The following is a 23,384-nucleotide window of genomic DNA, read 5'->3' on the forward strand; positions in this document are numbered from 1 at the left end:
CGGGTGCCGCCCGTCCAGGCGAGGGGTGGGCAGCATGGCCTCTTGCAGGGTCAGCGCGACTTCACGGGCGCGGATGAGTTCGGTGACGTCCTCCACCCGGTGCAGCAGCAGCGTCACCCGCCCGCCGGCTCCGAACACCGGAATGTTGGTCATGTTCAGATACCGCTCGTGCCACACCCCGGGCCGGTCGGGATCCTTCATGTCGAAGCGCTGCAGCGCCACGATGCTGCGCTCACCGGTGTCCGCCGCCCGCCGCAGGGACGCCAGAACTCTGAGCAGGAGAGGCTCGGCGGGGTCCTTCTCGGGGCGGTCCTCGGGCAGGAAGCGGCCGACCAGTTGCTCGCGGGGAAGGCCCCGCAGACGCAGGAACTCCGCGTTGGCGTCCACGAAGATCAGCTGCGGAGTCACCAGCGCCGCCGCCCCAGGAAGAGCCTGGAACACCGCCGCGTAGTCGACCGCCGGTTCTGCCATGATCTTCCCGCTCACCGCGCCGCTTCCCGTCTTCTCACGATACGAGCAGGTGGTCACAGCTCGCACCACGAGGTCACGGCGTTCCCGTGCCGCCCCGCGCCGCGTGCGCGGATCACGCCTGCTGGAGGACCACCCCCTGCCCTACCCCAGGTACCGAAGCGTGCCGGCTGTACGGGGCACCCCCGCTCGGAGCGTGCCCGGTGCATACGGGGCCCAGGACACGGGAACCTCGCCGGTGGCGGCCGTTTCTCGCCGCCCCGAGGTCGGCGGCTGCGCCGTGATCCCGCTCGCGCGGCGCCGACGGGCACCGGGCTTGTGACCCACCCGGCCGCCTGGCGGTCAGTCCGCTGTGGCCTGGGCCGTCTCCCGACACCCAGGGGTCACCGGGCGACACCACTTCCGGATCCTCGCGTCCGGCCGGCGTCCAGACGCCCACACAGCGCCGACGGATCATGAGTCAGTTGAGGATCTTGGCGACCCCTGCCGATCAACACTCATCTCTGGCGTTCACCCAGTTGCTGAACTGCTCTCCGCGGGCCGGCGAGCTGCTGTCGGGTGGGGCTCGGCACCCGGCTCATCGGGCGATCCGGTAGCGGTGTTCGGGGCGGCCGGTGGCCCCGTAGCGGAGTTCGAGCCGGACCATGCCCTCCCGTACGAGGTACGAGAGGTACCGCTGGGCCGTTGCGCGGGAGACGCCGGTGAGTTCGGCGGCCTGGGCCGCGGACAGGGCGTCGTGGGCGGTGCGCAGGACCTGGTGCAGCAGGGCGAGGGTCGGTGCGGAGTGCCCCTTGGCCGGGACTCGGGGTACGGCCGGTGGCCGGGCGGCGCTGAAGAGGGCGTCCACGTCGGCCTGGTCGGTCCGCGGGGCGAGGCCCAACGCGGCTACGCGGTGCTGGAGTTCGCGGTAGGCGGTGAGCCGCTCGGCGAGGTCGGCGGAGCCGAACGGCTTGACCAGGTAGCCCACTGCGCCGAGCTTCATGGCGGTCCGTACCGAGGTGATGTCCCGGTCCGCGGTGATCATGATGACGTCGGGGCGGGCGCCGCCCTCGTCCGAGCTGAGCCGTCGCAGCACGTCGAGTCCGCTGCCGTCCGGCAGGAAGACGTCGAGCAGCAGCAGGTCGGGGTGGAGGGTGCGCACCGCCTCCAGCGTCTCGGCCACCGTCGCCGCCCGGCCGACCACCTCGAAGTCCTCGACGCGGGACGCGTAGTCGCCGTGGATGTGGCTGACGCGGAAGTCGTCGTCCACCACCAGGGTCCGGATCATCCGCGGTCACCTCCGGTCGGCGAGGCCGTCGTGAACTGTGCGTCGCGTGGTACAGCGGTGCCGTCCGGCAGCGGCAGTACAACGGTGAAGACCGCGCCCGGCCCCTCACTGACCGTGATCGTCCCGCCGTGCCGCTGGGCCAGCCGGTGGACGAGGGCCAGCCCCAGCCCGCGCCGGGCGGTGCCCCGGTCGGGCCGGGTCGACCAGCCGTCCTCGAAGATCGACTCGGCGGCGCCCGGCGGAATCCCCGGGCCGCTGTCCGCGACCCGCACCATCACCAGGTCGACGGCCTCGACCAGCGAAAGCAGCACCTCCCGGCCGCCCGCCGGGGGCGGTCCGCCGGACGCCGCGTCGATCGCGTTGTCCAGGAGGTTGCCGACGATGGTCAGCAACCGGCGCAGATGCGGCGGGTACTCGCCGAGCGCGGAGTCGTCGCTGAGCACCATCCGTACCCCGCGTTCCGCGGCCACCGTGGTCTTGGCGACGATCAGTCCCACGAGCAGCGCGTTGCCGATCCGTTCACGTACGGACTCGGTCAGGGCCTGGTCGGCGCCGGCCGACTCGACGGCGTACTCGAAGGCGGCGTCGTGGTCGCCGATGTCCAGCAGCCCGGCCACGGTGTGCATGCGGTTGGTGAACTCGTGCTGCTGGGCGCGCAGGGCGTCGGTCAGCCCGCGCACCGAGTCCAGTTCGCGCAGCAGCCCGATCAGCTCGGTGCGGTCGCGTACGGTGACCACCGCGCCCAGTTCACGGCCGTGCAGCGTCACCGGCATCCGGTTGACCACCAGGCAGTGGTCGTCGGTCAGCACGCTGAGGTCGGTGCCGCTCAGGGTGCCGTCCAGCGCACGGCGCAGCCGCCCGTCGGGCAACACCTCGTCGAGTCGGCTGCCGAGCGCCGTACCGAGGCCGAGCAGAGTGCGGGCCTCGTCGTTGACCACGGTGATCCGGCCGTCGGGAGCGAAGGCGATCACGCCCTCCCGGATGCCGTGGAGCATCGCCTCGCGATCCTGGAACAGTCCGGCGATCTCCTCCAGTTCCAGCCCGAAAGTCGACCGCTTCAGCCGCCTGGCCAGCAAGAACGCGGCAGCCGAGCCGAGGGCGACGGCGATCGCGCTGTACAGGCCGAAGGTGGGCAGCTCCCGCCACAGCTCGCCGAGCACATCGCGTTCCGGGATGCCGGCCGAGACCTCGCCGACCAGGGTTCCCGTGGGCCCGTGCAACGGAGCCTTGCCGTTGGCGGACCGCCCGGTCGCACCCTGGTCGGAGCCGACGTGGGGACGGCCGTCCAGGACCACGATCGGATCGCCCACCGGTTCGCCGATCAGCGCCGGATCGGGATGCGAGTGGCGTACGCCGCGCAGATCGATCACGACCACGTACGACGCCCCCGACGCCCTCCGTATCCGTTCGGCGACGGTCTGTACGACACCGTCGCCGCCTCCGTGCGCCATGGCCTGCCGGATCTGCGGATCGGCGGCCGTGGTCTGCGCGATGTCCAGTGCCCGCTGCTCGTAGGCACGGTCGATCTCGGCCCGCTGGGCGAACGCGAACAGTACGAAGCCGATGGCTCCGGTGAGGGCCAGGATGGCCAGTTGGTTGGCCAGGATCCGCGCGGAGAGCCTCCCCGTCCCGCCGCGGCCGATCCGGATACGGATGGGCGTCACAGGTGTCTTTGCCCTTGTCGTGCTGCCGGGCCCGGCCCCTTCGCCGTACCCGTGGTGGCGTGATTGTGTCCCACCACCGACCTTCTGCCCACCCCCCGAACCGCTGAGCAGAATGCGCAGAACCCTTGTCAACACTACTAACGCGGGATACGTCTGAAACAGCGACGTGACACCACGAGGCCTTTAGCGTCTGCCTTCCTCGACCTCCGAGGTTAGGAAGGGAGACGGCCTCAGATGGCTTCGCGAAACGATGTCGCGACGAGCCCGGGTGCCGAGAAGATCGGCCGGGACAGCGCGCGAGTCGAGATCTCAGGACTCACCAAACGATTCCTGACTCCTGCGGGTGAGGTGTTCACGGCACTGCAGGACGTTTCGTTCACCGTGGAGCCGGGCCAGTTCTGCGCGGTGGTGGGCCCGACCGGCTGCGGCAAGTCGACGACGCTGAGCATGGTGTCCGGGCTCGACCGGCCCAGTGAGGGCTCGGTCAGGGTCGGCGGCCGCGAGGTGGGGGGCGTCACCGACGGCGTCAGCTTCATGTTCCAGACCGACGCGCTGCTGCCCTGGAAGACGGTTCTCGGCAACGTCCTGATGGGCCCCGTCTTCCGCAAGGTGCCCAAGCAGCAGGCCCAGGCCTCGGCACGCGACTGGCTGCGCCGGGTGGGCCTGACGGGGTTCGAGGACCGCTATCCGCACCAGCTCTCCGGCGGCATGCGCAAGCGCGTGGCGATGGCCGCGGCGCTGATCAACGAACCCAAGATCCTGATCATGGACGAGCCGTTCGGAGCCCTGGACGTGCAGACCAAGGCGATCATGTCGACCGAACTGCTCGGCCTGTGGGAGCAGATCCGTCCGTCGGTCATCTTCATCACCCACGACCTCGACGAGGCCGTGGCGCTCGCCGACCGGGTCGTCGTCATGACGTCCAGCCCCGGCTCGGTCAAAGCGGTCTTCGACATCGACCTGCCGCGCCCACGCGGCGCGGTCCAGGAGATCCGCTTCCAGCCCCGCTTCATCGAACTCCAGCACCAGATCTGGGACTGCCTGCGCGAGGAGGTGGAGCGCGCCTACGCACGCACCGCAGGAGGTACGGCATGAGTACGACGTCCACCGTTCCCACCGCCCCGGTCGAGGACGGCTCACAGGTCTCCGCCAGGGCCGCCGCCAAGCGCGCCGTCCGGCGGCGCACCCTGCTGGTGTGGGCGGGTCGCATCGGGCTTGCAGTCCTCGTCCTCGGCGGCTGGCAGGCCTTCACCACCTGGGGGATCGTCGACAAGTTCTTCTTCGGGCAGCCGTCCGGCATCGCCCAACGGCTGTTCGACCTCTTCCGGCACGGCACCGAGTTCGGGTCCTTCTACGCCAACATCTGGACCACGATCCAGGAGGCGCTCGTCGGCTTCGCCCTAGGAGCCGTCACCGGCGTGCTCTTCGGCGTCGCGCTCGGCCAGAGCCGCTTCCTCGCCGACGTGCTCGGCCCCTACATCAAGATGGTCAACGCGATCCCGCGTATCGTCCTCGGCTCGATCTTCATCGTCGCGTTCGGCATCGGCGTGCTGCCGAAGATCCTGCTCGCCGCGGTGCTGGTGTTCTTCATCGTCTTCTTCAACGCCTTCCAGGGCGTCCGCGAGGTCGACCGCAACATCCTCGCCAACACGAAGGTCCTCGGGGCCTCGCAGTTGCAGATCATCCGGCACGTCACCGTGCCCTCCGCACTCACCTGGATCATCGCCAGCCTGCACAGCGCCTTCGGCTTCGCCATCGTCGGCGCGCTGGTCGGCGAGGTGCTCGGCGCGCAGAGCGGCCTCGGCCTGGTCATCAAGACCGCGCAGAACAACTTCGACCCCAACGGCGTGTTCGCCACGATGCTCGTCATCTCGGTCATCGTGCTCGGCGCCGAGTGGCTGATCGGCAAGCTCGAACACCGGCTGCTGTCCTGGCGCCCGCCGGCCCCGTCCGAGGCGAACTCCCTCTGACAGCACCGCGCTTACCCCCCTTCTTCTCAACACCCTCGGCAAAGGAATGTGATCAGTCATGTCCAGACGACCCGTCGCCGTCGCCGCGTCCGTCCTCACCGTTCTCGCCCTCGGTGCCACCAGTGCCTGTTCGGGCAACTCCTCGGCATCGACCGGCGGTTCGGGCTCCACGCCGACCGTCAAGCTCATGGTCGGAGGCATCGACAAGCAGATCTACCTGCCCTACCAGCTCGCCCAGCAGCTCGGCTTCTACAAGAAGTACGGCGTCAACGTGCAGTTGAGCACCGAGCAGGACGGCGGCGTGGGCGCCGAGGAAGCCATGGCCTCGGGCCAGGTGGACATGGCGGGCGCCTGGTACAACCACACGATCGAGTTCCAGGCGAAGGGCAAGGCTGTCGAGGACGTCGTGCAGCTCTCCGGCGCGCCGGGCGAGCGTGAGATGTGCACCGTCAAGTCGGGGGTCCACTCGGCCGCAGACTTCGATGGGAAGACCCTCGGCGTCACCGACCTGGGGTCGGGCACGGACACCCTCACCCAGTTCCTGGCCGCCAAGAAGGGCGTGAAGACCAGCCAGTTCCACCGGATCGGGGTGGGGGCGGGCTCCACCGCCATCGCCGCGCTGCAGAACGGCAAGGTCGATTGCGTGATGACGACGCAGCCGACGGTGGCCGCGATCCAGAAGAAGGGCGTCGGTGCGTCCGCGATCGACCTGGCCACCACGGACGGCGCCACGGCGGCGATGGGCGGTGCCTATCCCGCTGCCAGTGTGCTCGCCCGTACCGACTGGGTGGACTCGCACAAGGCCACGGTGCAGAAGGTCGTCGACGCGCTCGTCGCCACCATGCACTGGATCAACGCCCACAGCGCGGCCGACATCGCGAACAAACTGCCGGCGTCGTTCGTGTCGAACCAACTGGTGACCAAGGCCGACTACATCTCGGCCCTGAACGAGGACAAGGGTCAGTTCCTCCCGGACGGTCTCATGCCGGCCGGCGGTCCCAAGACCTCTCTGGCGACGGAGAAGCTGGTCGGCAACGTGAAGGGGTCGGTGGACCTCGGCAAGACGTTCACCAATGACTTCGCCGTCCAGGCCAACAGGACCGAGGGCTTCAAGACGACCACGACCCCGGCCGGCCCGAACGGCTGAGCCCGTGCCACCCAGGAGGCCGCCCGGCACCCGGGCGGCCTCGTCGCCCGGCTGCGGGCGCCCGGTTCAGCGGACCGGCAGCACGGCGGTGTGTTCCTCGCGTACGGCCTTCAGGGAGCGGGGGTCGAGACCGAGCAGGCGCAGGATCGTCGGTGCGATCTGCTTGGTCTGCACGCTCGCGGAGTCGCGCACGCCGTCCGGAACGGAGGCGCCGGACACGACGAGGGGTACGGCGAGGTCGTCGGAGTGGCTGCCGCCGTGCTCGGCGATCTTCTTGGTGCCGCCGGTGTAGACGACGCCGTACTGCGCGACACCGAAGAGGTCCGGGACCCGGGCATCGCCGGCCTCGACGTGGAAGTGGTCGGCGGCGGCCTGGCCGGCGTAGACCTTGCTGAGCCCGCTGCGGGTGTAGGCCTTGGGCCTGGCGTCGATGTCGGTGCCGGTGCCGTTCTGCGCGAGCAGGTACTTCTTGGCGAAGGCGGTGGCGGCCGCGGAGCGGTCGGAGAGCCAGAGCAGCATGGCGTCGTCGTCCACCGCGTGCGTCACCAGGTCGGCGGCGCCGGGGTGGAGCTTCTTCCAGGCGGCGTTGAGTCCGTCAAGGAGCGGGCCGTCGTCCACGCGGGTGAGCGCGGCGGGGTCGGTGGGCGACTGGCCGTGCTTGGCGGAGAGGATGACGGTGGTACTGCCGGAGAGGTGCCGCTTGCCGATCTCGGCGGTCAGGGCGCCGATCTCGTTGTCGACGAAGTCCAGGTTCTTCACCAGCAGCGGGCCGGGGACGTTCTTGGCCGTGTAGCCGCCGGTGAGGCCGTCCGAGGCGGGCAGCTTCTGCGCGGTGGACACCGACTGGAAGTTGAGGCCGAAGATCGCCGGGGTGCCGACCCTGTGGGTGCGGCTGTGGTCGTAGCCGTCGATCTCGTTGAGGACGGCCTTCACCTTGTAGCCGTCGTACTGCTCGGTGGCCTTGTTGTCCGTGGTCCAGTCGTTGCCGGCGGCGTAGCCGGGGGCGTCGCTGTTGATCTCCGGGGTGAACAGGTCCTGGACGCCGGTGCCCGAGGGGCCGTTGAGGATCTCGTAGGCGGCGTGCTTGTCCGACCAGGCGGTACGCAGACCCGCCTGGCGGGCCACCTCGAAGACCGTGTTCACCTTGAGATACGAGTGCGGGTACACCGGCTTGCAGGTCTTCGGGTCGACCGGCAGCTTCGACGCGTTGATCAGGCTCGCCGGGCGGCCGGTCATCGACAGGACGCTGTCCGGCAGGCCCGCGAGGCCCTGGCCGGCGTCGATGGAGGTCTGGTTCCTGTCCAGGTCCTCCGTGAGGTCCACCTCGACTCCGGGCTTCACGCCCTTGCAACTGGTGGTTCCCGCCGGGAGGAGCGCGGCGTTGTAGGTGTCGTCGTAGTAGATGCCCGTGGTGCCGGGGCTGCCGCCGGTCGCCTGGGCGACCATGCCGGGGAAGGAGTCGGACGGCGTGGTGGTGCTGGCGTGGGTGTACTCCACACCGCCGCCGGCCAGCCGGGCCAGCGCGGAGTGCGGGTGCCTGGCGATGTACCAGGCCAGGTCCGACTGGTGCAGTCCGTCGACGGAGACCAGCAGGACATGCCTGGCGGCTGCCCGGTGCGGAGAGGCGGCGAACGCGGCGGGCTGGGCGGCGGTCACCCCGGTCAGAACTCCGGCGGCGGCGAGGACGGCTGCGGGCCTGACGTGGCGTCTGGACATCTGGTCTCTCCGGGGTGTTCGGGGCGGGCTGCGGGTGCCGGGCCCATCAGAGGCCCGCCCTGTGTACCGGAAACGGCGCATGTGTGAACACGCCCGGAATGAGCGGTCGGGTCTTCACCAAGCAGGCCTGGTTCTCCCCAGGACGGCGGGGTGTTCGCACTCGCCGTACGAGGCCGGCGTGCCCTGGTCCGGGTGGACGCCGGACAGGGGCGCTGATCGCCGGACCGGTCACGTCGTGGCTGCTGCCGCCCGCCCCCTGGCGGTCGGCGGCCACCGCCGTGTGCCTCGGCTGGTCGGAAAGAGTCCGCCCAGGGAGCTTCAGTACGCGTTGGTGCGGCGGAGGGCCAGAGGGCGGCCGTCGGGATCGGCGAGCAGTCGGTAGAGCGGGGTGACCAGGGCGGTCGTAGTGGGCGACAGACGCGGGGTGCGGTAGGTCCGCAGGCGGCCGGGAGGCCGGGGTCCCTGGCGCCCGCCGTCGTACCACGCGTCCAACGCCGCGGCGGACTCCGCGAAGGCGCGGAAGGCCTTCACCGGGTCGCACAGCCCCTGCGGGTCGGCGCGGTCCAGGTGCTCGCAGGCCAGTTCGAGTCGCAGGTCGCGGGGGTAGACGCGGGCGCCGTCGCCGAGACCTCCGGGGTCGCGTGGCTCACGGGGATCGATCGCCTCGTCCACAACGGCGCAGCTCAACTCGGAATCGTGCGTCCAGGAACGGCGGTTGACGTTGTCCGATCCGACCGAGGACCACACGTCGTCAATGACGCAGACCTTCGCGTGGACGTACACGGGAGTCCCGGCGTGGTTCTCCAGTGCGTAGACGGCGACACGGTCGCCGCCCGCGCGGCGCAGCACCTTCAGGGCGCTGATCCGCCCGACGAGGTTCATCGCCTGCGTCACCCGTCCGTCCTCGTCGGGATGGGCGGGAACGACCGCGATGAGGCGCAGCTCGGGGTGGGCGGCCAGTGCCTCGGCGAAGCACCTGACGACCTGGGCGGACCACAGGTACTGGTCCTCCAGGTAGACCAGCGAGCGGGCCCGGCGCATGACCTTTTGATAGCCGCGGGCAATGCTGCGCTCGCCGTGCGGGGCGAAGTCGTAGCCGCGGACACGGGCCGGATAGGTGCGCAGTAGTTGCACGGTGTGCGTTCCGCGGGGCTCCGGGTCGTCCAGCTGCGGGGGCAGCGTGTCCGCTGTGGTGTCCTCATGGTGCAGGAGTTCTCGCAGCCGCCCCAGCGGGCTGCGGCTGAGCGGAGCCGGGTCCTCCCAGCGTTCGCGGAAGTGGGCTTCGACATCGCCGACGGCGGGGCCGTGGATCGCGAGCTGGACGTCGTGCCAGGGCGGACGCGACCCGTAGGCGGCGGCGAACGGCTGGCTGAGCGGGTCGCCCTGATGAGCGGTGTCGTCGCGGCGGCTGTGGCACAGGTCGATTCCGCCGACGAAGGCGACGTCCCGCTCGGGCCGTCCCGGGTGGCGCAGTACGACGAACTTCTGGTGGTGCGAGCCGCCGGGGCGCACCCGCATGTCGAGCAGACACTCTCCGCCGGCCGCTCTGATCTCCTCACCGAGGTGACGGTTCTCGCGTTCGCTGAACTGGAAGCGGTCCAGATGGGAACGCCAGATCAGCCCTTTGACGATGACACCGCGCTCGGCCGCCGCACACAGCACCTGTCCGATCTCGCTGCCGGGGCCGTCGAGCCGTTCGTCGGGGTCGCCGCGCCAGTCGGTGAACAGCAGCAGGTCGCCCGGCTGTTGGGCGCGGACGGCCTTGAGCAGTTCACCGAAGTACACCGCGCCGTGGACGAGGGGACGTACCTGGTTACCCGTCGACCACGCCGTTCCTCCGGGCCGGCGGCTCTCCAGACGGGTCGCGGGGTTACCTCGCTCGCCGGGCGCGAGCAGCCAGTCGGCCAGCTTCATGACCCCTCCCAGGGGCAGCGCCCGGCAAAGCAGGCATGTCCACCAGTCATGTGTGTGCCCAGGCCGCTGCCGGAAGCTCCGGGGCGGGCATCTCTGCAGCATGGTTCCGTGATGCCCGCGATGCGGAGGATGCCGTCCCCGTGGGGTTGCCGCCGTAGCCTCTGGACACGTCCGACGAGTAGCCCGCGAAGAAGCGCCGAAACCTCGCCGCCCCGGCCACTGCTCGCCGCGCATCTGCCCGCGGACAGCCCCGAGACGCCGGGTACCCGGCCCAATGTGACGCGGATGCTGTTTCTGGATGACCGCTAACGCGCGCTGTACACCGACTGGCACGACGAGGCGCAGCTCGCGGTCGCCTCGCTGCGGCTGATCGCCGGCCGCCACCCCGATGACCGCCGGCTGACCGAGCTGGTCGGCCAACTCGCCGTGCGGTGCGATGCGTTCGCCTCCCTCTGGGCCCGCCATCCGGTGCGCACCTGTACCTCGGGAGTGAAGCAGCTGCGTCACCCCTTGGTCGGCACGATGGACCTGAGCTTCGAGAACCTCGTCATCCCCGGCTCGGCCGGCCAGCGCCTGATCGCCTACACGGCCGAACCGGGCTCACCTTCCGAGGCGGCTCTGCGCCTGCTGGGCAGCGCAGCCGCACCCGAGGTCGAGAGCACCTCCGCGGCGGTGTGAGACCAGATCGCGCCGACCGGCCGGGAGGGTACAACGCCTCCCGGCCGGTGCCCTTTCAGGCGCCGTGCTGCCCGGCCAGATATGGCAGGGACGGATACCCGGGGTCGGCCAGGACGCCCCGCCGCCCCAGAGGCGCAACCACCACGACATCCGCCCAGGCCCTGTCCGGTGCCCACTCCCCGCCGATCGGCCAGCCCCTGGCGCACACGAACGGTTACGGCCCCGCGCCCTGGAGTATACAAAAGATCTTGTATCTTGATACACTGCACTTGATACATTCAAGTGGGGGAGGCCACCATGAGTCGGACGGTCATCGATCTCGACGACGAGGCTTTGGAAGCAGCTGCCAGAGAGCTCGGCACCTCTACCAAACGCGACACCATCAACACCGCGCTGCGGGAAGTCACGGCCCGCTACCGACGTCTGCGAGCACTCGACGAGGCCCGCGAGCTGGTGACCGAGGGCGCTCTGGACATCGACCTCCTGCTGGACAAGAGCGCGTACCGCCCCACGAGCGCGGGCGCGGGCGCGGCGGACGACGACCGCGACACCGGAGCGCACGAGTGACAGTCGCCGACTACCTCATCGACACCTCCGCCCTCGCCCGCGTCCTGCTCCGCCAGAACACCGGCGAATGGGACGACAGGATCGGCGCCGGCCTCGTCGCGATCTGCGACATCACCGAACTGGAAGTCCTCTACTCGGCCCGTTCGGCCGCGGACCGCGCCCGCCTGAAGTCGGCACTCGACGGCCACTACGCCTGGTGCCCCATGCCCGACGGTGTCTACCGCCGCTCCCGCGTCGTCCAGGAACAGTTGACCGCCAAGGGAGAACACCGCAGTGCGGGCCCGGTGGACCTCCTGGTGGCCGCAGCCGCGGAAGAGGCGGGACTCACTCTGCTCCACTACGACCGCGACTTCGAAACCATCGCCCGCACGACAGGGCAGCCGGCCCGCACGATCGACCTCAGGCAGTAGAGCTCGCGCGGCACCGACGAGCACCGAGCTTCTGACCGACCCGGCCGTCTGGCGGTCACTCAGGGGCCCGGGCCGTCTCCCGACACCCAAGGTCACCAAGCAACTTCCGAATCCCCGCGTCCAGCCGGCGTCCGGAATTCGACGTCCAGGCGCTCGCCGAGCCCACCCACGACGCCGCCCTCGAGCCGCAGGCCGATACGTCTGCACAGGTCAAAGCGATCCCAACGCAGACTGACGGCCACAGAGTTGAACTCACGAGCAGCGGATTCAGCCCCGCAGCCCAAAGTCCTGCATCCGCACGCCAGATGAGGCGTTTCCGCAGGTCACAGGCCTGCATGGTGGGGCGGGTGGGACTCGAACCCACGGCCGACGGATTATGAGTCCGCTGCTCTAACCGGCTGAGCTACCGCCCCATAGCGGCGTGTCGCGTACAAGTGTGCGCGCCGTCTGCCGCAGCATAGCCGCTCATACGATCTCCTGCTTCGGATGGTCGGCTTCTGCGGACGTTCACGACCTTGAGGACATCGGCGCAGGCCCAGCGGTTCCCGCGGACACGGAACGGACATGAAAAAGGACCCCCGCAGGGGTCCTCGTTCAGCATGCTCCCCCGACTGGACTCGAACCAGTAACCTGCCGGTTAACAGCCGGCTGCTCTGCCAATTGAGCTACGGAGGACCGAGCTCCCCCGACTGGACTCGAACCAGTAACCTGCCGGTTAACAGCCGGCTGCTCTGCCAATTGAGCTACGGAGGAATGCCTCGTTGCATCGAACGTACCTACCTGGGTATTCGCCAGGGGGCGCCCGCTCGCTGCGACACATACATTAGCGCAAGCAGGGGGGTGCTCCGCCAATCGGTACTCCCCGACAAGACTCCCCCCGAGGGAAGGGTGGCCGCCATGCGCTACAAGCTCACGTTCGTCGCCGGGCTGGCTCTGGGCTACGTGCTGGGTACCAGGGCCGGACGCGAGCGATACGAGCAGCTGAAGAAGTCCGTCCGCCAGGTCGCCCAGAACCCCGCGGTCCGCAACACCGCCGAGACCGCCGCCCAGCAGGGCCGGGTCTACGCCGGCAGGGCATTCCACTCGGTCGGCGCAAAGGTCGGCGACCGGATGCCCGACTCGGTGGCCGCCCGGGTCCGCTCCCTGCGCGAGCGCAACACGAACGGCGCGGCCGAGGACGACTGGGGCACCAGCAACACGTAACGCCCGCCCGTCAGCACGGCTTCCCCGCACCTCCCGGAGGCGCGGGGCTGTGCCATGTGCGGCTCCGCCGCGGGGGCGCGACCGGCCCCGCCACGCCCGCGCCCGCGGACCCACGCGAACCCCTACGGCGCCCTCGGCCAAACCACGGCGGCGCGTGCGGCAGAATTTCGGGTATGGGGATAGTCGCCGGGTTGGACAGCTCACCGGATTTCACTCGCATCGTGGTCTGCGACACGGACACGGGTGCGGTGCTCCGCCAGGGATACGCACCGCACCCGGTCGACACGCCGGACGGCGCGGCGCGCCCCAGCGACGTCGACCCGCAGGCCTGGCTGCTCTCCCTCGGCGAGGCGGCCGGCGGCGGGCTCCTGGAGGGCGTGCAGGCCATCGGCGTCTCCGCGCAGCAGAACGCGCTGATCCCGCTGGACGCCCAGGGCAACACCGTGCGCCCGGCGATCGTCGGCGGCGACCGGCGCGCCCAGGTCGCGGCGGCCGATCTCATCGACGCGCTCGGCGGCCGGGAGGCCTGGGCGCAGGCGGTGGGGTGCGTGCCGCAGGCCGCGCAGCCGGTGACCAAGCTGCGCTGGCTGGCGAAGGCCGAGCCGGAGAACGCCCGGCGGACCGCCGCGCTGCTGCAGGCCCATGACTGGCTGGTGTGGCAGTTGCTCGGGCGGCCGGTCCGGCGGACCACCGACCGCGGGGGTGCCTCCGGAACCGGGTACTGGTCGGCCGCGACCGGCGGCTACCGGTCCGATCTCGTCGAACTCGCCCTGGGGCATCAGGCCATGCTGCCCGAGGTGATCGGCCCCTCGGACGCCGCCGGTACGACTCCGGAGGGGCTGCTGATCTCCGCGGGCACCGGCGAGACCATGGCCGCCGCCTTCGGGCTGGGCCTGGGCTTCGGGGACGCCGTGGTGTCCCTGGGCGCGTCCGGGTCCGTGATGGCTGTGCACCCGGAGGCGCTCGCCGACACCTCCGGGATGATCACCTCGCTCGCCGACGCCACCGGGATGCACCTGCCGGTCGTGACCACCCTGAACGCCGTACGGACCCTGCGCGGGACCGCCGAGCTGCTCGGTCTTTCGGACCTGGAGAGCCTCTCCGACCTGGCGATGAAGTCGACGCCCGGCTCCCACGGGCTGGTCATGCTGCCGTACCTGGAGGGCGAGCGGACGCCGAACCTGCCGCACACCGCCGGGACGCTGGCCGGGCTGCGCCGGGAGTCCATGAAGGCCGAGCACCTCGCGCGGGCCGCCTTCGAGGGCATGCTGTGCGGACTCGCCGACGCGCTGGACGTGCTGCGCGGCCGGGGTGTGGAGGTGCGGCGGATCTTCCTGCTGGGCCAGGCAGCCGAGTTGTCGGCCGTACAGGCGGCGGCGCCGATGCTGTTCGGCGCGCAGGTCGTCGTACCGCAGCCGGCGGACTACGCGGCGATCGGGGCGGCCCGGCAGGCGGCCTGGGCGCTCGGGGTCTCGCAGGGGACCCTGGATCCGCGCACCCCGCCCGTCTGGCAGGGTGCGGCGGCGCAGGTGCTGGATCCCGGGGACGAGCTGGCCGTCGGGCAGGCGGTGCGGCAGCAGTTCGTGTCGGTGCGCGAACAGACGCATCCGGGGGCGTTTCGGTCGTAATCGCGCGCCCTCAGTGCCTCAGGACATCCGCTGTCGGGTTAATCGGTTGAGGTAACGCGGGTGGAGTGTCGGACGATAGGGGCCTAGGGCAAGCGATCCCGCCTTTCGGGCAAGCGACCCCGCCCCCACCGCCGACTCCGAGAGACGTAGCGTGCTCATACGACTTCTGCGGACCTATCTCAGGCCCTACAGGAAACCCATCTCCATCCTGGTGCTGCTGCAGTTCCTGCAGACCTGCGCCACCCTCTACCTGCCCACGCTCAACGCACACATCATCGACAACGGCGTCGTGAAGGGTGACACGGACTACATTCTGTCCTTCGGCGCCCTGATGATCGGCATCTCGCTCGCACAGGTGGTGTGCAACATCGGTGCGGTGTACTACGGCGCCCGGACCGCGTCGGCGCTCGGCCGGGACGTGCGGGCCGCCGTCTTCGACCGGGTGCAGTCCTTCTCGTCACGTGAGGTGGGTCACTTCGGCGCACCCTCTCTCATCACCCGTACGACCAACGACGTACAGCAGGTCCAGATGCTGGTCCTGATGACGTTCACGCTGATGGTGTCGGCGCCCATCATGTGTGTCGGCGGCATCGTGCTCGCCCTCGGCCTGGACGTTCCGCTGTCCGGGGTACTGGTCGCCGTCGTCCCGGTGCTGGCCGTCTCCGTGACCCTGATCGTGCGCCGGCTGCGTCCGCTGTTCCGGGCCATGCAGGTGCGCCTCGACGCGGTGAACCGGGTGCTGCGCGAGCAGATCACCGGCAACCGGGTGATCCGCGCGTTCGTCCGCGACGAGTACGAGCAGGGCCGGTTCGGGAAGGCCAACAAGGACCTGACCGACATGCAGCTGGCCACCGGCAACATGCTCGCGCTGATGTTCCCCATCGTCATGACGACGGTGAACGTCTCCTCGATCGCGGTGGTGTGGTTCGGCGCCCACCGCATCGACAGCGGTGACATGGCGATCGGCGATCTGACGGCGTTCCTCGCCTACCTGATGCAGATCGTGATGTCCGTGATGATGGCCACCTTCATGTTCATGATGGTGCCGCGCGCGGAGGTCTGCGCCGAGCGCATCGAGGAGGTCCTGGACACCGAGTCCAGCGTCGTGCCGCCGGTCGCGCCGGTCGTCGCGCTGCGCCGGCACGGGCACCTGGAGATCCGGGGCGCGGGCTTCCGCTATCCGGGTGCCGAGGAGCCGGTGCTCAAGGCCGTCGACCTGGTGGCCCGGCCCGGCGAGGTGACCGCCGTGATCGGCTCCACCGGCAGCGGCAAGTCCACCCTGCTCGGCCTGGTGCCGCGGCTCTTCGACGCCACGGACGGTCAGGTCCTCGTGGACGGGGAGGACGTCTCGGGTCTCGATCCGGAACTGCTCGCCAAGACGGTGGGCCTGGTGCCGCAGAAGCCGTACCTGTTCGCGGGGACGGTCGCGACCAACCTGCGGTACGGCAACCCGGACGCCACCGACGAGGAGCTGTGGCACGCGCTGGAGGTGGCGCAGGCCAAGGGCTTCGTGACGAAGCTGGAAGGCGGGCTGAACGCGCCCATCGCCCAGGGCGGCACCAACGTCTCCGGCGGCCAGCGCCAGCGTCTCGCCATCGCCCGCACGCTCGTGCAGCGCCCGGAGATCTACCTCTTCGACGACTCCTTCTCCGCCCTCGACTACGCGACCGACGCGGCCCTGCGCGCCGCGCTCGCGGAGGAGACGGCCGAGGCGACCGTCGTCATCGTCGCCCAGCGGGTGGCGACCATCAGGGAGGCCGACCGGATCGTCGTCCTCGACGAGGGACGGGTGGTCGGCACCGGCCGCCACCACGAACTCATGGCAGGCAACGAGACCTACCGGGAGATCGTGCTCTCCCAGCTGACGGAAGCGGAGGCCGCCTGATGGCCGGGCCCATGGGACGCATGATGGCCGGGGGCGGCCCCGACCAGCGCTCGATGGACTTCAAGAACTCGGGCAAACGGCTTCTCGCCCGGTTCAAACCCGAACAGTTCACGATCTACACGCTGCTGTTCTGCGTGGTCGCGAGCGTCACCCTCAGCGTGATCGGCCCCAAGATCCTCGGCCGCGCCACCGACCTGGTGTTCGCCGGTGTCATCGGCAAGCAGATGCCGGCCGGGGCCACCAAGGAGCAGGTCCTGCAGGGCATGCACGAGCGCGGCCAGGGCACCGTCGCCGACATGCTGGGGAGCACCGACTTCACCCCGGGCAAGGGCATCGACTTCGGCCAGGTCGGCGACGTCCTGCTGTTCGCGCTCTGCACCTACGTCGTCGCCGGCCTGCTGATGGCGGTGGCGACCCGGCTGGTCAACCGGTCCGTCAACCGCACGATGTACCGGCTGCGCGAGGACGTCCAGGGGAAGCTGTCCCGCCTCCCGCTGTCGTACTTCGACAAGCGGCAGCGCGGCGAGGTGCTCTCCCGGGCGACCAACGACATCGACAACATCGGCCAGACGCTCCAGCAGTCGATGGGCCAGCTCATCAACTCGCTGCTCACCATCATCGGCGTGCTCGCGGTGATGTTCTGGGTGTCCTGGATCCTGGCGCTGGTGGCCCTGGCCACCGTGCCGCTGTCGTTCCTGATCGCCACCCGCATCGGCAAGCGCTCGCAGCCGCACTTCGTGCAGCAGTGGCGCACCACCGGCAAGCTCAACGCGCATGTCGAGGAGATGTACACCGGGCACACCCTGGTGAAGGTCTTCGGCCGGCAGCACGAGTCGGCGCAGCAGTTCGCCGAGCAGAACGAGGCGCTGTACGAGGCCGGGTTCAAGGCGCAGTTCAACAGCGGTGTGATGCAGCCGCTGATGATGTTCGTGTCGAACCTGAACTACGTGCTGGTGGCGGTCGTCGGCGGGCTGCGGGTGGCCTCCGGCGCGCTGTCGATCGGTGACGTGCAGGCGTTCATCCAGTACTCCCGGCAGTTCTCGATGCCGCTGACCCAGGTCGCCTCGATGGCCAACCTGGTGCAGTCGGGCGTCGCCTCGGCCGAGCGGATCTTCGAGCTCCTCGACGCGGAGGAGCAGGAGGCCGACCCGGTACCGGGCGAGCGTCCGGCGGAGCTGCGCGGGCGGGTGGCCCTGGAGCACGTGTCGTTCCGGTACGACCCGGAGAAGCCGCTCATCGAGGACCTCTCGCTGACGGTGGAACCGGGCCACACGGTGGCGATCGTCGGACCGACCGGCGCCGGCAAGACCACCCTGGTGAACCTGCTGATGCGGTTCTACGACGTCTCGGGCGGCCGGATCACCCTGGACGGCGTCGACATCACGCGGATGTCCCGGGACGAACTCCGGGCCGGGATCGGCATGGTGCTCCAGGACACCTGGCTGTTCGGCGGCTCCATCGCGGAGAACATCGCGTACGGCGCCTCCCGCGAGGTCACCCGGGGCGAGATCGAGGAGGCGGCGCGGGCGGCCCACGCCGACCGGTTCGTCCGTACCCTCCCCGAGGGCTACGACACGGTGATCGACGACGAGGGCACGGGTGTCAGCGCGGGTGAGAAGCAGCTCATCACCATCGCGCGGGCGTTCCTGTCCGACCCGACGATCCTGGTCCTCGACGAGGCGACCTCCTCGGTCGACACCCGCACCGAGGTGCTGATCCAGAAGGCGATGGCCAAGCTGGCCCACGGGCGCACGTCGTTCGTCATCGCCCACCGGCTGTCGACGATCCGCGACGCCGACACCATTCTGGTGATGGAGAACGGCTCGATCGTCGAACAGGGCGCGCACACCGAGCTGCTGGCGGCCGACGGGGCGTACGCGCGGCTGTACAAGGCGCAGTTCGCGCAGGCGGTGGCCGAGGTGGACTGACGGGGCTGGGCACGGGTGGGGACGCTTACCGGCGCTTGCAGGGTGCCGCTGCGCCCACCCGTGCCACCCGTGCCACCCTGCGGCACGCCTGCCCGCAGCTGCGTAGTGGTGAAGCGCCCCGTAGGGCGCGCGGGGCGGTATCGATGTGCGGCTGCCGCCGCGTGGGCGCGAGCAACCCCCACGCACCCGCACCCGGCGTCAGTCCAGATAGCCCCGTAGCTGGTCCGCGAAGGCGTGGTCCCGGAGCTTGTTGAGCGTCTTCGACTCGATCTGCCGGATCCGTTCCCGTGTCACGCCGAAGATGCGCCCTATCTCCTCCAGGGTCCGAGGCCGCCCGTCGGCCAGGCCGTACCGCAGTTGCACGACCTTGCGCTCCCGCTCCCCCAGCGTCGACAGCACCGCCTCCAGGTGCTGGCGCAGCAGCAGGAACGCCGCCGACTCCACGGGGCTCGCGGCGTCGCCGTCCTCGATGAGGTCGCCGAGGGCGACGTCGTCCTCCTCGCCGACCGGCGCGTGCAAGGACACCGGCTCCTGCGCCAGGCGCAGTACTTCGCCCACCCGTTCCGGCGCCAGATCCAGGTGCGCGGCGACCTCCTCGGGTGTCGGCTCGTAGCCCCGTTCCTGGAGCATCCGGCGCTGGACGCGCACCACCCGGTTGATGAGTTCCACGACATGCACCGGGACGCGGATGGTGCGGGCCTGGTCGGCCAGGGCGCGGGACATGGCCTGGCGGATCCACCAGGTCGCGTAGGTCGAGAACTTGTAGCCGCGGGCGTAGTCGAACTTCTCGACGGCGCGGATCAGGCCCAGGTTTCCCTCCTGGACGAGGTCCAGCATGGTCAGGCCGCGGCCGACGTACCGCTTGGCCACCGACACGACCAGGCGCAGGTTGGCCTCGATGAGGCGGCGCTTGGCCATCCGGCCCATGACGACCAGCCGGTCGAGGTCGAGGGCCAGTTCGCTGTCGAGGTCCGGGGCGCCGCCCAGCTTCTCCTCGGCGAACAGGCCGGCCTCGACGCGGCGGGCGAGTTCGACCTCCTCGGCGGCGGTGAGCAGCGGGATACGGCCGATCTCGCGCAGGTACTGCCGGAACAGGTCGGAGGAGGGGCTGCCGTTGTCCACGCGGGCGACGGCGGCCGGCTCGGGCTCCGGCTCGGTCTCGGGCTCGGTCTCCGGGGCGTCGGCCGCGAGTTCCGCCACGGCAGGGCCCTCCGCCTCCGCGGGCAGCTCGGTCTCCGTCTCGGGGTGCAGCGCCACCCGGCTCTGCGGTGGTACGCCGGGGTAGATGTCGGCGTCGGCCTCCGGTTCGTCCGTGAGCGTGCTGTCGGTCTGGGTCAGGGTCTGGGTCTGCACGGGGGCGACCTCCAGGATGATCGCTGCCAGGGGGTACGGCAGCGGTACTTCGGGGACGGAGACGACGGCCTCGCCGCTGTCCGTCCCGTACGCGATGAGTGGAACGGCGGGGGTGTGGGACCCGTCAGGGACGGGCCGGCCGCGCTCCGAGGACTCAGGCACCGCCCCCCAGTGTGGGGTAAGACACATCGCCGCCACGAGGGGCGTGCGGTGACTTTTTGCGTCCGGTCCGTGACCGCGTGGTTATCCTGTCGGCCGCTCGAAGCTCACAGGGCGGCGACGCCGCGCTCGCGCAGCGCCTGCCCGTACTGCTGGAGCACCCACAACTCGTTCTGCACGGCCGCGAGTTGAGCCGGGTCGCTCCCGCTGCCGAGGCGGGTGAGGGTGATCTGGATCTCGTGGATACGACGGTCCACGGCCCGGCGGCGGACGGTCACGAGTTGCTCGCCCGCGTAGTTCTCGTCCACCGTGCGGCGCATGATCGCCTCGACGGCGAGCTCCGTGACCATCGCGCGGACCGTGTCGTCGGGGGCCGACTCACGCACCCGGACCAGGTACTCCTGCGGATCCTGCACGCCCCACTCGGAGCCGCCCGCCTCCATGATGGTCTGGCGTACGGCCGCGTACGGAGCGGCGGTGAACTCGTCGATGCCGTAGGCGTCGAACGCCGGGGAGACCAGCTCGGGCCGCTGGAGGGCGAGCTTCAGCAGCTCGCGCTCGGTGGCGTAGACGGCATTGCGCAGATTGAGGGCGGGTCCCGAGACGGCCGGACGCTGGGCGCCGGTGTCGTACGACGGCTGCTGCGGGCCGCGCGCCGGGGAGGGCCCCCTGCCGCCCTTGTCCCGTGCCCAACGGGCCAGCTGGGCCACCCTCTTGACGACGAACTGGGTGTCCAGGATGCCGAGCATGCCGGCCAGTTCGACGGCGACCTCGTGCTGGGCGCCGCTGTTCTTGATCCGGGCGACGATCGGCGCGGCCTCGTCCAGGGCGGCCGCGCGGCCCGCCGGGGTGTCCAGGTCGTAGCGGGCCACGATCTGGCGGAGCGCGAACTCGAAGAGCGGGGTGCGGGGTTCGGCCAGGTCGGCGACCGCCTCGTCGCCCTTGGCGAGCCGCAGCTCGCAGGGGTCCATGCCGTCCGGCGCGATGGCGATGTACGTCTCGGCGGCGAACTTCTGGTCGTCCTCGAAGGCGCGCAGGGCGGCCTTCTGACCGGCCGCGTCGCCGTCGAAGGTGAAGATCACCCGGGCCGAGCCGTTGTCCATCAGCAGCCGGCGGAGGATCTTGATGTGGTCGCCGCCGAAGGCCGTACCGCAGGTCGCGATCGCGGTCGTCACCCCGGCCAGGTGGCAGGCCATGACGTCCGTGTAACCCTCGACCACGACGGCGCGGCTGGACTTGGCGATGCTCTGCTTGGCGAGGTCGATGCCGTACAGGACCTGGGACTTCTTGTAGATCGCGGTGTCGGGCGTGTTGAGGTACTTGGGGCCGTTGTCCGCCTCGTACAGCTTGCGGGCGCCGAAGCCGACGACCTCGCCGCCGATGTCCCGGATCGGCCACATCAGCCGCCCCCGGAACCGGTCGATGGGCCCGCGCCGCCCCTCCTGCGACAGCCCCGACAGCAGCAGCTCCTTGTCGGTGAAGCCCTGACCGCGCAGGTAGCGGGTGAGGTGGTCCCAGCCCTGGGGGCTGTAGCCGACGCCGAAGTGGACGGCGGCGGCCTGGTCGAAGCCACGCTCGGCGAGGAAGACCCGGCCGGTCTCGGCCTCGGGGCTGGTGGCGAGCTGTTCCGCGTACCAGACGGCGGCGATCTTGTGCGCCTCGACCAGCCGGATCCGCTCTCCGCGCTGGTGGGAGGGGTTGTACCCGCCCTCCTCGTACCGCAGGGTGATGCCGGCCAGTCCGGCCAGCCGCTCGACCGACTCCGAGAAGGAGAGGTGGTCGACCTTCATCACGAACGTGATGGTGTCGCCGCCCTCCTGGCAGCCGAAGCAGTGGAAGAGTCCCTTGCTCGGGCTGACCTGGAAGGACGGCGACTTCTCGTCGTGGAACGGGCAGAGTCCCTTGAGGTTCCCGCCGCCCGCGTTGCGCAGCTGGAGGTACTCGGACACGACGGCGTCGATCGGGACCGCGTCCCGTACCGCCTTCACGTCCTCATCATTGATCCGTCCTGCCACGGATGAATTCTACGGTCACTGAAGCGCCCCGCAGGGGCGCGCGGAACTGCGCGACCGGCCCCCACCCGCCCGCACCCGCGAAACAGCGGACGAGGGCAGACGGCTAGGCGCTCAACTGCTCCAACGGCACATGAGGATTCGCCAGCGCGTCGGTGTCCACCACGGCCCCCGAAACGATCAGCTTCTGGATCGGCTCTGTGACATCCCACACGTTCACGTTCATCCCGGCCAGCAGCCGCCCCTCCTTCAGCCAGAACGCGATGAACTCCCGCTTCCCCGCGTCCCCCCGGATGACGACCTCGTCGTACGACCCGGCCGGCGCCCACCCGCTGTACTCCATCCCGAGGTCGTACTGGTCGGAGAAGAAGTAGGGCACCCGGTCGTAGGGCACGTCCCGGCCCAGCATCGAGCGCGCCGCCGCCGGACCGCCGTTCAGCGCGTTGGCCCAGTGCTCCACCCGCAGCCGGGTGCCGAACAGGGCGTGCGGGAAGGAGGCCACGTCGCCGGCCGCGTAGATGTCGGGGTCGGACGTGCGCAGCCGTTCGTCGACGACGATGCCGCCGCCGTGCGCCCGGTCGGCGATCTCCAGCCCGGCCGCCTCGGCGAGCCCGACCCGCGGCGCCGCGCCGATCGCCGCGAGGACGTCGTGCGCCGGGTGCTCCTCGCCGTCGTCGGTGCGGGCGGCGAGCACCATGCCGTCCTGGCCGACGATCTCGGTGAGCTGTACGCCGAAGCGGAAGCGGACCCCGTGTTCCTGGTGCAGCTGGGCGAAGACGTTGCCCAGCTCGGGCCCGAGCACGCCGTGCAGCGGGGTCGGCCCGTGCTCGATGACGGTGACCTCGGCGCCGTACGTCCGGGCCGCGGCCGCGATCTCCAGGCCGATCCAGCCGGCGCCCGCGATGACGAGGTGCCCGTTGTCCCGGCCGAGGGCGGCGAGGACGCCCTTGAGGCGCTCCGCGTGCGCGAGGCGGCGCAGGTGGTGGACGCCGGCCAGGTCGGTGCCGGGGATGTCGAGGCGGCGGGGCTCGGCGCCGGTGACGAGCAGCAGCTTGTCGTAGCGGACGATCGTGCCGTCGTCGCCGAAGCGGACGGTCCTGGCGGCGCGGTCGATCCGGTCCACGGTCTGGCCGAGGTGCAGCTCGATGTCGTTCCGCGCGTACCAGGCGGGCTCGTGCACGAAGACGCTGTCGCGCTCCTCCTTGCCGAGCAGGTAGCCCTTGGAGAGCGGCGGCCGCTCGTACGGGTGGTCGCGTTCGTCGCAGATCAGTATCACCCGGCCGGTGAAGCCCTCGGCCCGGAGCGTCTCGGCCGCCTTCGCGCCGGCGAGTCCGCCACCGACGATGACGAATGTCTGGTCCGCGTCGACCACTTGATGCCTCCTCGTAAGGGTGCCGCCACATATGCCACCCACA

At 70.3% G+C, this 23,384-nt stretch carries 18 protein-coding genes and 3 tRNA genes; 10 read left to right on the forward strand and 11 right to left on the reverse strand.

Annotated elements, in window-relative coordinates:
• The 3 genes from ACWDGI_RS04620 to ACWDGI_RS04630 form a co-directional block, all read right to left on the reverse strand.
• On the reverse strand, positions 1-471 hold a 471-nt coding region (locus tag ACWDGI_RS04620; protein WP_450755324.1), incomplete at its 3' end, for a PAS domain-containing protein.
• Between the two features lie 574 nt (positions 472-1,045).
• The gene (locus ACWDGI_RS04625; protein ID WP_450755326.1) at positions 1,046-1,735 is read right to left on the reverse strand and encodes a response regulator; all 690 of its coding nucleotides are present in this window, start codon (positions 1,733-1,735) and stop codon (positions 1,046-1,048) included.
• On the reverse strand, positions 1,732-3,399 hold the full coding sequence (locus ACWDGI_RS04630) for an ATP-binding protein (protein WP_450755328.1): 1,668 nt from the start codon (positions 3,397-3,399) through the stop codon (positions 1,732-1,734). Before ACWDGI_RS04630 ends, ACWDGI_RS04625 begins: the two co-directional genes overlap by 4 nt.
• A gap of 234 nt (positions 3,400-3,633) precedes the next feature.
• On the opposite strand from ACWDGI_RS04630, the gene ACWDGI_RS04635 reads away from it, so the two are divergent.
• The 3 genes from ACWDGI_RS04635 to ACWDGI_RS04645 are packed head-to-tail and all read left to right on the forward strand — an operon-like array spanning position 3,634 to position 6,516.
• A complete protein-coding gene (locus tag ACWDGI_RS04635) occupies positions 3,634-4,494 on the forward strand; it encodes an ABC transporter ATP-binding protein (protein WP_450755330.1) in 861 nt (286 codons plus the stop codon).
• A complete protein-coding gene (locus ACWDGI_RS04640; RefSeq protein WP_450755332.1) occupies positions 4,491-5,369 on the forward strand; it encodes an ABC transporter permease in 879 nt (292 codons plus the stop codon). Before ACWDGI_RS04635 ends, ACWDGI_RS04640 begins: the two co-directional genes overlap by 4 nt.
• A 58-nt stretch (positions 5,370-5,427) precedes the next feature.
• Positions 5,428-6,516 carry an ABC transporter substrate-binding protein gene (locus tag ACWDGI_RS04645; RefSeq protein WP_450755334.1) on the forward strand — a complete coding sequence of 363 codons (1,089 nt, stop codon included), beginning with the start codon at positions 5,428-5,430 and terminating at the stop codon, positions 6,514-6,516.
• A gap of 66 nt (positions 6,517-6,582) precedes the next feature.
• On the opposite strand, the gene ACWDGI_RS04650 is transcribed toward ACWDGI_RS04645, so the two are convergent.
• Positions 6,583-8,232 (reverse strand): alkaline phosphatase family protein, encoded by a 1,650-nt coding sequence (locus tag ACWDGI_RS04650; RefSeq protein ID WP_450755336.1) that lies wholly within the window; start codon positions 8,230-8,232, stop codon positions 6,583-6,585.
• A gap of 318 nt (positions 8,233-8,550) precedes the next feature.
• Positions 8,551-10,146, reverse strand: a complete 1,596-nt coding sequence (locus tag ACWDGI_RS04655; protein ID WP_450755338.1) for a phospholipase D family protein — start codon at positions 10,144-10,146, stop codon at positions 8,551-8,553.
• A gap of 315 nt (positions 10,147-10,461) precedes the next feature.
• Between ACWDGI_RS04655 and ACWDGI_RS04660 the strand changes: the two genes are divergently transcribed.
• From ACWDGI_RS04660 to ACWDGI_RS04670, 3 genes are all read left to right on the forward strand, one after another.
• The gene (locus tag ACWDGI_RS04660) at positions 10,462-10,824 is read left to right on the forward strand and encodes an MmyB family transcriptional regulator (RefSeq protein ID WP_450756463.1); all 363 of its coding nucleotides are present in this window, start codon (positions 10,462-10,464) and stop codon (positions 10,822-10,824) included.
• A 297-nt stretch (positions 10,825-11,121) separates the two neighbouring features.
• Entirely contained in the window at positions 11,122-11,391 is a 270-nt protein-coding gene (locus ACWDGI_RS04665) for a type II toxin-antitoxin system VapB family antitoxin (RefSeq protein ID WP_450755340.1), read from the forward strand.
• Positions 11,388-11,801, forward strand: coding sequence for a PIN domain-containing protein (locus tag ACWDGI_RS04670; protein ID WP_450755342.1), 414 nt, complete (start codon positions 11,388-11,390; stop codon positions 11,799-11,801). The genes ACWDGI_RS04665 and ACWDGI_RS04670 overlap by 4 nt, the downstream gene beginning before the upstream one ends.
• A 336-nt stretch (positions 11,802-12,137) precedes the next feature.
• Here the strand turns inward: ACWDGI_RS04670 and ACWDGI_RS04675 are convergent.
• The 3 genes from ACWDGI_RS04675 to ACWDGI_RS04685 all read right to left on the reverse strand — a co-directional run bounded on the left by ACWDGI_RS04675 (position 12,138) and on the right by ACWDGI_RS04685 (position 12,554).
• A tRNA-Ile gene (locus ACWDGI_RS04675) sits at positions 12,138-12,214 on the reverse strand.
• A gap of 189 nt (positions 12,215-12,403) precedes the next feature.
• Positions 12,404-12,476: transfer RNA gene (locus ACWDGI_RS04680), tRNA-Asn, on the reverse strand.
• A 5-nt stretch (positions 12,477-12,481) separates the two neighbouring features.
• A tRNA-Asn gene (locus ACWDGI_RS04685) sits at positions 12,482-12,554 on the reverse strand.
• A 144-nt stretch (positions 12,555-12,698) separates the two neighbouring features.
• Here ACWDGI_RS04685 and ACWDGI_RS04690 point away from each other — a divergent pair.
• The 4 genes from ACWDGI_RS04690 (at position 12,699) to ACWDGI_RS04705 (ending at position 18,445) form a co-directional block, all read left to right on the forward strand.
• Entirely contained in the window at positions 12,699-13,004 is a 306-nt protein-coding gene (locus ACWDGI_RS04690) for a YtxH domain-containing protein (RefSeq protein ID WP_450755344.1), read from the forward strand.
• A gap of 173 nt (positions 13,005-13,177) precedes the next feature.
• Positions 13,178-14,632, forward strand: coding sequence for a xylulokinase (locus ACWDGI_RS04695; RefSeq protein ID WP_450755346.1), 1,455 nt, complete (start codon positions 13,178-13,180; stop codon positions 14,630-14,632).
• 151 nt (positions 14,633-14,783) lie between these two features.
• On the forward strand, positions 14,784-16,517 hold the full coding sequence (locus ACWDGI_RS04700; RefSeq protein WP_450755348.1) for an ABC transporter ATP-binding protein: 1,734 nt from the start codon (positions 14,784-14,786) through the stop codon (positions 16,515-16,517).
• Positions 16,517-18,445: an ABC transporter ATP-binding protein gene (locus tag ACWDGI_RS04705; protein WP_450755350.1), complete on the forward strand. Its 1,929-nt coding sequence runs from the start codon at positions 16,517-16,519 to the stop codon at positions 18,443-18,445. Before ACWDGI_RS04700 ends, ACWDGI_RS04705 begins: the two co-directional genes overlap by 1 nt.
• 198 nt (positions 18,446-18,643) lie before the next feature.
• Here ACWDGI_RS04705 and ACWDGI_RS04710 read toward each other — a convergent pair whose 3' ends face one another.
• The 3 genes from ACWDGI_RS04710 to ACWDGI_RS04720 form a co-directional block, all read right to left on the reverse strand.
• Positions 18,644-19,960 (reverse strand): RNA polymerase sigma factor, encoded by a 1,317-nt coding sequence (locus ACWDGI_RS04710; protein ID WP_450755352.1) that lies wholly within the window; start codon positions 19,958-19,960, stop codon positions 18,644-18,646.
• A gap of 104 nt (positions 19,961-20,064) precedes the next feature.
• Positions 20,065-21,972: a DNA primase gene (gene dnaG, locus ACWDGI_RS04715; RefSeq protein WP_450755354.1), complete on the reverse strand. Its 1,908-nt coding sequence runs from the start codon at positions 21,970-21,972 to the stop codon at positions 20,065-20,067.
• Between the two features lie 103 nt (positions 21,973-22,075).
• The gene (locus ACWDGI_RS04720; RefSeq protein WP_450755356.1) at positions 22,076-23,341 is read right to left on the reverse strand and encodes an NAD(P)/FAD-dependent oxidoreductase; all 1,266 of its coding nucleotides are present in this window, start codon (positions 23,339-23,341) and stop codon (positions 22,076-22,078) included.
• Between the last annotated feature and the right edge of the window lie 43 nt (positions 23,342-23,384).

Source organism: Streptomyces sp. NPDC001220, assembly GCF_053597895.1.